This window comes from Flavobacterium magnesitis, assembly GCF_041729735.1.
Classification (GTDB): domain Bacteria; phylum Bacteroidota; class Bacteroidia; order Flavobacteriales; family Flavobacteriaceae; genus Flavobacterium; species Flavobacterium magnesitis.
The window spans coordinates 1-12,769 of record NZ_JBCFQK010000010.1 but is presented as its reverse complement, the minus strand read 5'-3'; the positions used below and the strand labels follow the sequence as shown (position 1 = coordinate 12,769).

Here is a 12,769-nt window from a genome sequence, read left to right as displayed (position 1 = left end):
ATAGTGTGACTTAATTAATTAATTTTGTTTACCAATAAGGATAAGTTATGTTTTTAAATTACTTAAAAGGATTTTCGATAAAGAAAATATTAAAAAACAGCTTACTTAATGTAAAAAGTAGCTTGTTTTCTGGTAATATAAAAACAATAGGATTAATTGTAGATGAAAGTCATTTTGCTAATACTCAATTTTTAATTGAAGAATTTACAGCAAACGGAATTGCAAAAGAAAACATTGAATTACTGGTTTATAAAAGTAAATCAAATGTAAATTTAGCAACTACTGTAACAAAATTAGAATCCAGCCATTTAAATTGGAAAGCACAAATTAAAAACCAAGCGGTTAATGATTTTATCGCTAAGGAATTTGATTTGTTAGTGAGTTATTATGATGTTAAAAAGGCAATTTTGCTTGTGGTTACTCACGAATCGAAAGCTAAATTTAAAGTTGGTTTTTCAACAATAGACAAGCGTTTGAATAATTTTATGATTAATACTAATCTGGAAAATTATAAAGTTTTTGTCCAAGAATTATTTAAGTATTTAAAAATATTAAACAAAATATAATTTAAAAACATGCAATCATTAATAGGAACTGGTGTTGCTCTAGTGACTCCTTTCAAAGAAGATTTTTCAATCGATACCGAAGCGTTAAAAAGAGTGGTAAACTTTTCTGTGGATGGTGGAGTGGAATATCTGGTTATTTTAGGAACTACTGCAGAGAATGCAACACTTAGCAATGACGAAAAAGAATTAGTTATTCAAACCGTTATTGAAGCTAATAATGGTCGTTTACCATTGGTTTTAGGAGTAGGAGGTAATAATACGATGAAGTTAGTTGAGGAATTGAAAACAAGAGATATGTCTCCTTATGTGGCTATTCTTTCCGTTTCTCCTTATTATAATAAACCATCACAAGAAGGAATTTATCAACATTTTAAAGCTATTGCTGAGACTTCTCCAATTCCTGTAATTGTATATAATGTTCCTGGTAGAACATCAAGTAATATGTTGCCTAAAACTGTTTTGCGTTTAGCAAATGATTTTAAAAATATTGTTGCTATTAAAGAAGCAGCGGGTGATATTGTTCAAGCCATGCAATTATTAAAAGACAAACCAAAAGATTTTCATGTGATTTCTGGTGATGATATGACGGCGCTGGCAACAGTTTTAGCTGGTGGTTCTGGAGTGATTTCGGTTATTGCTCAAGGTTTTCCAAAAGAATTTTCAGAAATGATTCGTTTAGGTTTGAATCGTAAAGTCGATGAAGCTTTTAAATCTCAATATTTATTATCTGATTGTATCGATATGATTTTCGAACAAGGAAATCCAGCGGGAATCAAACAAGTATTTCAGGCTTTAGGAATTGCTGATAATACAGTGCGTTTGCCATTAGTAAGTGTAGATGAAGATTTGCAAAACAGAATAAACGAATTTGTACAAAAAATAGATAAATAGAAGCTTTTTGCAAGTATTTTTTTAAGCTAAGAAATATTTTGTAGTCGCTAAATTAATAACTAAATTTGCCACCGAAACTTGGTATGATTTTTTATAGGCTTTAGTTAGCCTGTATTAGAAAAACAAACAAAATAATGAAAAAAATTGTATCCTTATTGCTTCTTGTTGTTCTTTTTAGTTCATGTAATGAATACCAAAAAGCTTTAAAAAGTGAAAATGTTGCGGTGAAATTTGCTATGGCAGATACTTTGTATGCACAGGCTAAATACTCAAAAGCACTTCGTCTTTTTGAACAAATAGCTCCAGAATTCAGAGGAAAACCTCAGGCAGAAAAATTGTTTTACATGTATGCTCAGTCATATTATAAAACAAAGCAATATTATTTAGCAGCTTATCAGTTTGAAAGTTTTGCATCTGGATATCCAAAAAGTGCAAAAATTCAAGAAGCTTCTTTTTTAGGAGCTAAAAGTTATGCTATTTTGTCACCAACATATAGTTTAGATCAAGCAGATACTTTTAAAGCAATTGAAAAATTACAAGCCTTTATTGATCGGTTTCCAAATTCAGAATATTTAGCTGAGGCAAATGGTTTAACAAAGTTATTATCTGAAAAAATTGAATTGAAAGTATACGAAAATGCTAAAAGTTACAATACCATCTCTGATTATAAATCAGCAATAGTTGCTTTTGATAATTTTATTATAGATTATCCTGGAACTAAATTCAAAGAAGATGCATTGTATTACAAATTAGATTCAGCATACCAATTAGGGATTAATAGTGTACCTGAAAAAATGCAAGAGCGATTGAATGTTGCAAAAACATCGTATCAAAATTTGATAAAATTCAATACTGATACAAAATATAAAGAAAAAGCAGACGAGATGTATGCTCGTGTTGAACAAGAATTACAAAAATATACTAAATAAATAAAAGTCATGGATTTAAAAAAGACGAATGCTCCAGTAAATACAATTACGTATAATAAAACGCATATTGAGCAACCTACTGGAAATGTGTATGAAGCAATTACCATTATGGCTAAAAGAGCAAACCAAATCAATTCTGAAATTAAAAAAGAATTGACTGAAAAATTGGAAGAATTTGCTACATATAATGACAGTCTTGAAGAAGTTTTTGAAAATAAAGAACAAATCGAGGTTTCTAAATTCTATGAAAAATTACCTAAACCACATGCTTTAGCAGTACAAGAATGGTTAGATGGTAAAATTTATCACAGAGAATCAAATAAATAAAATACTATGTCAGTTTTAAGCGGTAAAAAGATTTTGCTAGGAGTTTCTGGCGGAATTGCCGCCTATAAAACAGCGTCTTTAGTACGACTTTTTATAAAAGCAGGTGCACATGTCCAAGTGATAATGACACCTGCTTCTAAGGATTTTGTAACTCCACTTACCTTATCCACCTTATCTAAAAATCCAGTTTATTCCACATTTTTTAATCAAGACGAAGAAGATGAAAAATGGAATAATCACGTAGAATTAGGGCTTTGGGCTGATTTAATGCTTATTGCACCTGCAACGGCGAATACCATGTCTAAAATGGCAAACGGTACTTGCGACAATCTACTTATTGCGACTTATTTATCGGCAAAATGTCCTGTTTATTTTGCTCCAGCAATGGATTTAGACATGTACAAACATCCTTCTACACTTTCTAGTTTTACAGCTTTAGAACAATTTGGAAATACCATTATTCCTGCCGAAAGCGGAGAATTAGCCAGCGGTTTATCTGGTGAAGGAAGAATGGCTGAACCTGAAAACATCATTGCTTTCCTTGAAGCCGATTTAGAAAGCAAGTTGCCCCTAAAAGGTAAAAAAATATTAATTACAGCTGGTCCCACTTACGAAGCTATCGATCCAGTGCGTTTTGTTGGGAATCATTCTTCTGGAAAAATGGGGTTTGATATTGCAAAAAGTGCGGCTAATTTAGGCGCTTCGGTTATTTTGGTTACTGGACCAACACATTGTGTTGCAAATCATTCTTTGATAAAAGTGATTAAAGTAGTTTCGGCACAAGAAATGTATGATGCTTGCCATCACTATTATGTTGATGTAGATGTAGCAATCGCAGCTGCAGCAGTTGCAGATTATAAACCCAAAAATGTAGCGGAACAAAAAATAAAAAAAGCTGAAGATCATTTTGTTATCGAACTCGAAAAAACAAAAGATATCTTATTATCATTAGGAAAAGCTAAAAAACAGCAATTTTTAATTGGTTTTGCTTTAGAAACTGGGAATGAAATTGAGAATGCGAAGGCTAAAATCCAGAAAAAAAACTTAGATTTGATTGTTTTAAATTCTTTGCAAGATGAAGGAGCTGGTTTTCAAAAAACAACCAATAAAGTTACTTTTATTGATAAAGATTTTAAAATAGAGCCGATGGAGTTAAAATCCAAAGAAGCGGTTGCTGATGATATTTTAAATAAAGTAATAGCCCATTTTTATGAATAAGATAGTTGTTCTCTTTTTGTTTTTAAGCTTTGGTTTTGTTCAGGCACAACAATTGAATTGCACAGTTACGGTGAATGCTCAAAAAATGGGTAATCCCAACCAGCAAGTTTATAAAACACTAGAAACTTCTTTAAATGAGTTTATAAATAAAACCGATTGGACGGAGCAAAGTTACAAACAGCAAGAAAAGATTGATTGTTCTATGTATATTACTTTGATGTCGCATAGTTCTGACCAATTTACGGCAACTATTCAGGTACAATCCTCGCGTCCTGTTTTTAATTCTTCTTATGAAACTCCGGTATTGAATATTAACGATAAGGATTTTGGTTTTACTTACACAGAATTTGAAAATTTAATTTTTAATGTTAATTCGTTTCAGTCTAATTTGGTTTCGGTTATTTCCTTTTATACTTATATGATTATTGGAATGGATCGGGAAACATTCGAATTTAAATCTGGCGATCCTTATTTTCAAACTGCACAAACCATTGCTACCGTTGCTCAACAAAGCAATTACAAAGGTTGGAGTCAGTTAGATGGTAACCAAAACCGTTATTTTTTAATTACTGATTTATTGTCGCCCACTTATAATGAAATTAGAAAAACGGTATTCGATTACCACCAAGGTTTGGATATGATGACTGAAAATTCGAAATTGGCAAAAGAAAAAATAAAAACGGCTTTGTTGTCTCTAAATAAATTGTACAATTCAAAGCCTAATGCTTATTTGACACGTGTATTTTTTGATGCAAAATCAGATGAAGTTGCATCTATTTTCTCAGGAGGACCAAGTATAACAATTACTGATTTAGTTGAGAATTTAAATAAAATTTCGCCTATGAATTCTTCAAAATGGGCCATGTTAAAATATTAGTTATTTTTGATTTCTTAAATTTACTTCCCACAACTACATAAATAAAAACAATTAATGATTACTGCGCTATCTATAAAAAATTATGCTTTAATAGAGAAATTAACTATTGATTTTTCTAAAGGATTTTCGATTATTACTGGAGAAACAGGTGCAGGGAAATCCATTATTTTAGGTGCGCTGGGATTGGTTTTAGGAAAACGTGCCGATTTGACTTCGTTGAAAAACAAAGAAGAAAAATGTATTATTGAAGCACAATTTGATATCTCAAAATACAATTTAGCTGCTTTTTTTGAGGCTAATGATTTGGATTTTGAAAACGAAACCATCATAAGAAGAGAAATTCTTCCTTCGGGAAAATCGCGTGCTTTTGTTAATGATAGTCCTGTAAACCTACAAGAATTACAGGATTTAGGTGTGTTTTTATTGGATATTCATTCGCAGCAACAAACTCGTGAATTGACAGATGAGAATGTTCAGTTTGATATCATTGATGCTATTGCTGCAAATTCAGGAATTATTTCGGATTACCAATCACTTCTTAAAAGCTACAAATCAGATAAAACACAATTGAATTCGCTCATTAAAAGACAAAGCGAATCCAATAAAGAACAAGAGTACCATACTTTTTTATTGAACGAATTGCTTACTGCCCAATTAAAATCAGGTGAACAAGAAGAATTAGAAAGTGTTTTTGAAAAACTCAACAATGTTGAAATCATCAAAGAAGCTATCGATAAATCATTGGCTATTGCCAATGAAGAGCAATTTGGTGTTTTAAGTAATCTAAAAGAAATTAAAACGGCGATTCAAAAAATAGCTCCTTTTTCTTCCGAATATCAAGAGTTATTGGAACGAATTACAAGTTTAGCCATCGAATTTGACGATATTTCAGATGAAATGAATCGTCATTCTGAAAAAATAGTTTTCGATCCTGAACAATTGGAACAAACCAATCAAAAGTTACAATTGATTTATAATTTGCAAAAAAAGCATCAGGTGCTTACTGTAGAGGAGTTGTTGTTAATTCAAACCAAATTAGAAAACGAAGTGGTTGAATTAGGGAATATTGAAGAAGAAATTACGCTTTTGAATGCTACAATTCAAGAAAAATCAGAAAGATTAGATGCTTTGGCAACCACTATTCATAATAATAGAATTGAGGCGATTCCTGTTTTGTCTGAAAAAATGATAGCTATTTTGGCTACTTTAGGAATGCCAAACGTTCGTTTTAATATTGAAGTTAGGCAAGGTGAAAGTTATTTTGCTAATGGAAAAGATGAATTGCAATTTTTATTTTCGGCTAATAAAGGTACTGATTTTGGATTGCTGAAAAAAGTAGCTTCGGGAGGAGAAATGTCTAGAATTATGCTTGCAGTAAAAGCTATTTTAGCCCAATATTCAAAATTACCAACCTTAATTTTTGATGAAATTGACACAGGAGTTTCTGGGGAAATTGCTATCAAAATGGGAGAGATTATGAAAGAAATGAGCAAGAAAATGCAAATTTTCGCCATTACTCATTTACCACAAATTGCAGCAAAAGGTGATGTGCATTTTAAAGTGTTTAAATCAACAGTAGCTGATGATACACAATCTGAATTAAAGTTATTGACTGATGAAGAACGCGTTGTAGAAATTGCACAAATGCTGTCAGGAACCATTGTTTCTGATTCGGCTCTAAATCATGCAAAAGCCTTGTTGAACTAAAAAAATGCCCTATATTTGCCATCCAAAATGATAGCCTTTTCGGCACATGTCATTGTTTTATTCGCTAAAAAAAATAAATAAAAATATAATTATTGATACGTTATGATCATAGAACCTAGAATGAGAGGATTTATTTGCTTGACAGCACACCCGGCTGGATGTGAGCAAAGTGTTAAAAATCAAATTGAGTATGTTAAATCAAAAGGAGCTATTGATGGCGCTAAAAAAGTATTGGTAATCGGTGCTTCTACAGGTTTTGGTTTGGCTTCAAGAATTTCAAGTGCTTTTGGTTCTGATGCAGCAACTATTGGAGTGTTTTTTGAAAAACCACCAGTAGCTGGAAAAACAGCTTCACCAGGTTGGTACAATTCTGCAGCTTTTGAAAAAGAAGCGCAAAAAGCAGGTTTGTATGCAAAAAGTATCAATGGAGATGCTTTTTCGAACGAAGTAAAAAGAGAAACTTTAGACTTGATCAAAGCTGATTTAGGTCAGATTGATTTAATTATTTACAGTTTAGCTTCTCCAGTTCGTACCAATCCAAATACGGGAGTTACGCACCGTTCGGTTTTAAAACCAATCGGAAGTACTTTTACAAATAAAACAGTAGATTTTCATACAGGAAAAGTTTCTGAAGTTACTATAGAGCCATGCAGTGGTGATGATATCGAAAATACAATTGCAGTAATGGGAGGTGAAGACTGGGCTATGTGGATTGATGCTTTAAAAGCAGAGAATTTATTAGCACCTGGAGCTACAACTGTTGCTTATTCTTATATTGGGCCATCAGTTACTGAGGCGGTTTATAGAAAAGGAACAATTGGTCGCGCAAAAGACCATTTGGAGGCTACAGCTTTCGAAATTTCAGATAGTTTAGCTGATATTAACGGAAAAGCGTATGTTTCGGTTAACAAAGCATTGGTGACTCAGGCGAGTTCAGCAATTCCGGTAATTCCTTTGTATATTTCTTTATTGTACAAAATAATGAAAGCAGAAGGAATTCACGAAGGTTGTATTGAGCAAATTCAACGTTTGTACCAACAAAGATTGTACACGGGAGGAGAAGTTCCTGTAGATGAAAAAGGTAGAATCCGTATTGACGATTGGGAAATGCGTGAAGATGTTCAGGCTCAAGTGGCTCAATTATGGGAACAAGCAACTACTGAAAATTTAGCTGAAATAGGAGATTTAGAAGGATACAGAAAAGATTTCTATAATTTATTTGGTTTTGATTTGGCTGGAGTAGATTACAAAGCTGAAGCCGACGAAATGGTTCAGGTGGAAAGTATCGCCTAATTTTATTTCGAAAAAAGATAAAGAATAATTTATTGGTAATGCGTCTTATTTTAAGTGTATAAAAGCATTTAAAATAAGGCGCATTATTGTTTAAAGCCTATCTTTGTTAAAATATTACATTTATATTGTATAATTAATACCGCTTTTAAGAATATGTATTTTTCTTTGGTTATTCCCGTATATAATCGTCCAGACGAAGTTGATGAGCTTTTAGAAAGTTTGTCAAAATTAGATTATAAAGAAGATTTTGAAATTGTAATTGTAGAAGATGGTTCTACAATTCGCTGTGAAGATGTTGTCAATCAGTATAAAAGCAAATTGATCATTTCTTATTATTATAAAGAAAATTCAGGGCCTGGAGATTCTAGAAACTATGGAATGAAAGTGGCCAAAGGTAATTATTTTATCATTTTTGATTCAGATTGTATCATTCCTGTCGAATATTTAACAGAAGTTGACAAGGCTTTAAAAGCAAATTATGTTGACTGTTTTGGCGGTCCTGACAGAGCATTAGATAGTTTTTCGAATATTCAAAAGGCAATTAATTTTGCAATGACTTCTTTCCTAACTACTGGCGGAATTAGAGGTGGTTCGGAAAAAATAGATAAGTTTCAACCCCGTAGTTTTAACATGGGAATTTCCCGTAAAGCATTTGAAACTTCTAAAGGATTTGGAAACATTCATCCAGGCGAAGATCCTGATTTATCCATTCGATTATGGAATTTAGGTTTTGAAACAAAACTTTTTTCGAAAGCTTACGTATATCATAAAAGAAGAATTGATTGGGATAAATTTTCTGTTCAGGTAAATAAGTTTGGTAAAGCGCGACCAATTTTAAATAGTTGGTACCCTAAATACAATAAATTAACGTTCTTTTTTCCAACAGTATTTGTTATTGGGTTAGCACTCTCAATTGCTTTATTGATTTTTACTTATGATTTTTTAGCTAAATTATATTGTGTTTATTTTTTTGTGATTTTCATGGTTTCAGCTTATAAAAATAGAAGTATTAAAATAGGTTATCTATCGGTAACAGCAGTTTGGAAACAGTTTTTAGGTTATGGTTTAGGGTTTTTAGAATCGTATATTAAAATTATTATTTTAAAGAAAAAGCCACAAGAAGCTTTTCCTTATTTGTTTTTTAAAAAATAATTATGTCAAAAATTATAGGATTAACAGGTGGAATAGGAAGTGGTAAAACTACTATTGCTAATTATTTAGCTTCGCTTGCCGTTCCTGTTTATATAGCTGACGATGCTGGTAAAAAAGTAATGCAACAGCAAGAAATTTTAGAAGCGATTCAAGAAAAGTTTGGAACAAATATTGTTGAAGAAGACCAATTGAACCGAGCAAAGTTAGCCGAAATTGTATTTAATAATCCAGACCAGCTGAAAGCGCTCAATGCTATTGTGCATCCCGCGGTTAAAAAAGATTTTAAAAATTGGTTAGAACAACATACTGATTCTCCATTTGTAGTATATGAGTCGGCAATTTTATTCGAAAGTGGGAGTTATATTGATTTTGATACCATTGTAACGGTAACCGCCCCTGTAGAAACTAGAATTTCTCGAGTTTTAGAAAGAGATGGCAGTAATAGAGAACAGGTGATGAAGCGAATCAAAGCTCAATGGACCGATGAACAACGTATTGCAAAAAGTGATTTTGTGGTTGAAAATATGGATATTAATTTGGCTAAAATAAAAATCGAAGAATTTCTTAAAATTTTATCGATTAATTAATAAGAGAACTAGGTGTTAATGTTTGGTTAATACATTATCAACTATAGTGTTAAAAAGTTAATTTTGTTTTGATGAATAAATTGTTTTTTAAATTTCTTGTTTTATTGATGAGTTTGTCTCTAATAGGGATTATACTCGTTCAGGTGTATTGGTTTAATACTTCATTTAAAAATAATGATGAACAGTTCACATATCATGTTACTCAGGTAATTGATAATGTGGCTGATAAGCTTGAAAAGCAAGAAGAGTTTAGTTTTTATAATAAAATCAATCAAATAAAAGATAGTACGGGTAAAATCCCTGAAAAAAGCGATTTATTAGAGATTTTATTTGTGCAAAGAAATACAAAAACCAATAAAACTATAGTTTATAAAAACAGTATCTCATCTGAAAAATACGATTACAATGGATCATTATTTAATAAAAAATTTAATTCAGATGGATTTAAAAGTTTCAGTTCTAAAAGATTAACTGAGGTATACAATAGCAACAATGTTGTTGACAATTCAGGTTTAAACAAGAGTGTACTGCCTGATTTAAAGGATTATAAAGATGGAACTCTGGATGTTTTGAATAAAGCGCAATTGCAAATTTCATACAAGGATTACGCATCAACATTATCTATTGAAGAAAGGATTTCAAAAGAAAAATTAAGAGCTCTTTTGAAGAAAGAGCTGGTTGAACATGGAGTTGATACAAAATTTGAATTTGGGATTCAAAGTAATGGCACTCAGACAAAAATAAAATCGGATAATTTTCAAGTTGATAAAGAAGCAACTTACACTGTTCCGATACTTGCTGATAATGAAGGAGTTGAGAAATACCGTTTGTCAGTTACTTTTCCAAACAAGAAAAAATTTATTCTGTCAGAATTAATAAGTATTACCATTTTATCGATTGTATTTACATTAATTATTTTAATTGCATATACAAGCGCATTGAATCAGTTAATTCGTCAACGTCAGATTTCAGAGATAAAAACAGATTTTATCAATAATATGACGCATGAGTTTAAAACGCCTATCGCTACTATAAATTTAGCTTTAGACGCTATAAAAAACCCTAAAATTATTGAAGACAAAGAAAAGGTTTTCAGGTATTTGCAAATGATCAGGGATGAAAATAAGCGAATGCACGCTCAGGTTGAAAATGTATTGCGAATTTCTAAGTTAGAGAAAAAAGAACTCGATATAGAAAAAGGATCAAGCAATGTTGAAGAAGTGATTTATGATGCTATCGAACATGTAAATTTAATTTTGCAAGATAGAGAAGGACAAATCAGTAATCATTTTGAAGCAGCTAGAACCACAGTTTTAATCAACGAAGTGCATTTTACAAATGTTATTGTAAACATTTTAGAAAATGCAATAAAATATTCGCCAGAGACACCTAAGATTGATATTTATACAGAAAATATTAAAGATATGATTCTGATAAAAGTAAAAGATCAAGGGTTAGGAATGAGTAAAGTGGCTCAAAAAAGAGTTTTTGAAAAGTTTTACCGTGAGCACACTGGAGATTTACATAATGTTAAAGGACATGGTTTAGGTTTAGCTTATGTAAAAAGAATTGTTGAAGACCATAATGGTCAAGTTTATGTAGAAAGCGAAAAGGGAAAAGGAAGTACCTTCATTATAAAATTACCTCTAATAAATTAGTATATGGAAAATATAAATAAAAAAATTCTCTTAGTAGAAGATGACTTAAATTTTGGAGCTGTTCTAAAAGATTATTTGATGCTAAATGACTTTGATGTTACATTAGCAAAAAATGGAATGGAAGGTTTTGAGAAATTTAAAAAGGATTCTTATGATTTGTGTATTTTGGATGTAATGATGCCTTATAAAGATGGGTATACATTGGCAAAAGAAATAAGAGAGAAAAGTGCCGAAGTGCCAATTATCTTTCTTACTGCAAAATCAATGAAAGAAGATGTTTTAAAAGGATACAAAGCAGGAGCAGATGATTATTTAAATAAACCTTTTGATTCAGAAGTTTTATTAATGAAAATTAAAGCCATTATTCAAAGAAAAGCGTCTGATGTAAAAGCAGAACAAGTTCCTTTTGAATTTACAATTGGTAAGTTCCATTTGAACTCTAAATTGCGTTTCTTGAGTTTTGCTGGTGAAGAGCCAGTTAAATTATCTCCAAAAGAGAATGAATTATTAAAAATGTTGATTCTTCACGAAAATGATTTAATGCCAAGAGAATTGGCTTTGACTAAAATTTGGAGAGATGACAACTATTTTACTTCTAGAAGTATGGATGTTTACATTGCTAAATTAAGAAAATATCTAAAACTAGACGAAGATGTTGAAATTTTAAATATTCACGGAGAAGGTTTCCGATTAGTAGTGAAAAAATAAAGCATAAAAAAAGCTTCGATAGAAATCGAAGCTTTTTTTGTATAATTCAGAATCAAATTATTTTCTTTTAATAACTCTTTCTACGGCTTCCACAATAGCTTGATTGTTTAGCTTGTATTTTTCCATTAATTGCTCAGGAGTTCCAGACTCACCAAAACTATCTTGAACAGCCACAAATTCTTGTGGAGTAGTATTGTTTAATGCTAATACACCAGAAATGCTTTCTCCAAGACCACCAAGGTAGTTGTGCTCTTCAGCTGTTACGATACATTTTGTTTTAGCTACCGATTTTAAAATAGCTTCTGCATCTAATGGTTTAATCGTGTGGATGTTGATTACTTCAGCAGAAATTCCTTTTTCTTCTAATTTCTCAGCAGCAATTAAAGCTTCCCAAACCAAGTGACCTGTAGCAACAATAGTTACATCAGTACCTTCGTTTAGCATAATTGCTTTTCCAATGATGAAAGGCTCGTCAGCAGGAGTAAAGTTAGGTACAACCGGACGTCCAAAACGCAAGTAAGCAGGGCCATGGTGATCGGCTAATGCAATTGTAGCTGCTTTTGTTTGGTTGTGGTCACAAGTGTTGATTACAGTCATTCCTGGTAACATTTTCATCAAACCGATGTCTTCAAGGATTTGGTGTGTAGCTCCATCTTCTCCTAAAGTTAATCCAGCGTGAGAAGCACAGATTTTTACGTTTTTATCAGAATAAGCAACCGATTGACGGATTTGGTCGTAAACTCTTCCTGTAGAAAAGTTAGCAAAAGTTCCTGTAAAAGGAATTTTTCCACCAATAGTTAATCCAGCAGCAATTCCAATCATGTTTGCCTCAGCAATTCCGATTTGGAAAAAACGT

The 12,769-nt window shown here is 31.7% G+C and carries 13 protein-coding genes; 12 read left to right on the top strand and 1 reads right to left on the bottom strand.

From position 1 onward, the window contains the following. Positions 1–47 precede the first annotated feature (47 nt). The 12 genes from AAGV33_RS08300 (at position 48) to AAGV33_RS08245 (ending at position 11,913) form a co-directional block, all read left to right on the top strand. Positions 48–566, top strand: a complete 519-nt coding sequence (locus AAGV33_RS08300; RefSeq protein ID WP_373391506.1) for a DUF6913 domain-containing protein — start codon at positions 48–50, stop codon at positions 564–566. Between the two features lie 9 nt (positions 567–575). Beyond that, positions 576–1,457 carry a 4-hydroxy-tetrahydrodipicolinate synthase gene (gene dapA, locus AAGV33_RS08295; RefSeq protein ID WP_373391505.1) on the top strand — a complete coding sequence of 294 codons (882 nt, stop codon included), beginning with the start codon at positions 576–578 and terminating at the stop codon, positions 1,455–1,457. A 134-nt stretch (positions 1,458–1,591) separates the two neighbouring features. Next, entirely contained in the window at positions 1,592–2,386 is a 795-nt protein-coding gene (locus tag AAGV33_RS08290; RefSeq protein WP_373391504.1) for an outer membrane protein assembly factor BamD, read from the top strand. Positions 2,387–2,395: 9 nt separating this feature from the next. Then, on the top strand, positions 2,396–2,713 hold the full coding sequence (locus AAGV33_RS08285; RefSeq protein WP_373391503.1) for a DNA-directed RNA polymerase subunit omega: 318 nt from the start codon (positions 2,396–2,398) through the stop codon (positions 2,711–2,713). A gap of 6 nt (positions 2,714–2,719) precedes the next feature. Then, complete coding sequence (coaBC, locus tag AAGV33_RS08280; protein ID WP_373391502.1) at positions 2,720–3,931, top strand: bifunctional phosphopantothenoylcysteine decarboxylase/phosphopantothenate--cysteine ligase CoaBC; 1,212 nt, start codon at positions 2,720–2,722, stop codon at positions 3,929–3,931. After that, a complete protein-coding gene (porD, locus tag AAGV33_RS08275; protein ID WP_373391501.1) occupies positions 3,924–4,808 on the top strand; it encodes a type IX secretion system protein PorD in 885 nt (294 codons plus the stop codon). The genes coaBC and porD overlap by 8 nt, the downstream gene beginning before the upstream one ends. A gap of 54 nt (positions 4,809–4,862) precedes the next feature. Further along, positions 4,863–6,515 (top strand): DNA repair protein RecN, encoded by a 1,653-nt coding sequence (recN, locus tag AAGV33_RS08270; protein WP_373391500.1) that lies wholly within the window; start codon positions 4,863–4,865, stop codon positions 6,513–6,515. Between the two features lie 102 nt (positions 6,516–6,617). Continuing rightward, entirely contained in the window at positions 6,618–7,808 is a 1,191-nt protein-coding gene (gene fabV, locus AAGV33_RS08265) for an enoyl-ACP reductase FabV (protein WP_373391499.1), read from the top strand. 153 nt (positions 7,809–7,961) lie between these two features. After that, a complete protein-coding gene (locus tag AAGV33_RS08260) occupies positions 7,962–8,960 on the top strand; it encodes a glycosyltransferase family 2 protein (RefSeq protein WP_373391498.1) in 999 nt (332 codons plus the stop codon). A gap of 2 nt (positions 8,961–8,962) precedes the next feature. After that, positions 8,963–9,547, top strand: a complete 585-nt coding sequence (coaE, locus tag AAGV33_RS08255; protein ID WP_373391497.1) for a dephospho-CoA kinase — start codon at positions 8,963–8,965, stop codon at positions 9,545–9,547. Positions 9,548–9,618: 71 nt separating this feature from the next. After that, the gene (locus AAGV33_RS08250; protein WP_373391496.1) at positions 9,619–11,205 is read left to right on the top strand and encodes a sensor histidine kinase; all 1,587 of its coding nucleotides are present in this window, start codon (positions 9,619–9,621) and stop codon (positions 11,203–11,205) included. A 3-nt stretch (positions 11,206–11,208) separates the two neighbouring features. Continuing rightward, positions 11,209–11,913, top strand: a complete 705-nt coding sequence (locus AAGV33_RS08245) for a response regulator transcription factor (protein ID WP_373391495.1) — start codon at positions 11,209–11,211, stop codon at positions 11,911–11,913. A gap of 57 nt (positions 11,914–11,970) precedes the next feature. Here AAGV33_RS08245 and AAGV33_RS08240 read toward each other — a convergent pair. After that, positions 11,971–12,769 (bottom strand): transketolase family protein (locus AAGV33_RS08240; RefSeq protein WP_373391494.1); only part of this gene is annotated, 799 nt, incomplete at its 5' end.

Bases quoted from the DNA above. Each gene is read 5' to 3' on its own strand.
- AAGV33_RS08260 (WP_373391498.1), top strand. From the start codon at position 7,962: ATGTATTTTTCTTTGGTTATTCCCGTATATAATCGTCCAGACGAAGTT.
- dapA (WP_373391505.1), top strand. From the start codon at position 576: ATGCAATCATTAATAGGAACTGGTGTTGCTCTAGTGACTCCTTTCAAA.
- AAGV33_RS08245 (WP_373391495.1), top strand. From the start codon at position 11,209: ATGGAAAATATAAATAAAAAAATTCTCTTAGTAGAAGATGACTTAAAT.
- AAGV33_RS08300 (WP_373391506.1), top strand. From the start codon at position 48: ATGTTTTTAAATTACTTAAAAGGATTTTCGATAAAGAAAATATTAAAA.
- fabV (WP_373391499.1), top strand. From the start codon at position 6,618: ATGATCATAGAACCTAGAATGAGAGGATTTATTTGCTTGACAGCACAC.
- coaBC (WP_373391502.1), top strand. From the start codon at position 2,720: ATGTCAGTTTTAAGCGGTAAAAAGATTTTGCTAGGAGTTTCTGGCGGA.
- coaE (WP_373391497.1), top strand. From the start codon at position 8,963: ATGTCAAAAATTATAGGATTAACAGGTGGAATAGGAAGTGGTAAAACT.
- recN (WP_373391500.1), top strand. From the start codon at position 4,863: ATGATTACTGCGCTATCTATAAAAAATTATGCTTTAATAGAGAAATTA.
- AAGV33_RS08250 (WP_373391496.1), top strand. From the start codon at position 9,619: ATGAATAAATTGTTTTTTAAATTTCTTGTTTTATTGATGAGTTTGTCT.
- AAGV33_RS08290 (WP_373391504.1), top strand. From the start codon at position 1,592: ATGAAAAAAATTGTATCCTTATTGCTTCTTGTTGTTCTTTTTAGTTCA.
- AAGV33_RS08285 (WP_373391503.1), top strand. From the start codon at position 2,396: ATGGATTTAAAAAAGACGAATGCTCCAGTAAATACAATTACGTATAAT.
- porD (WP_373391501.1), top strand. From the start codon at position 3,924: ATGAATAAGATAGTTGTTCTCTTTTTGTTTTTAAGCTTTGGTTTTGTT.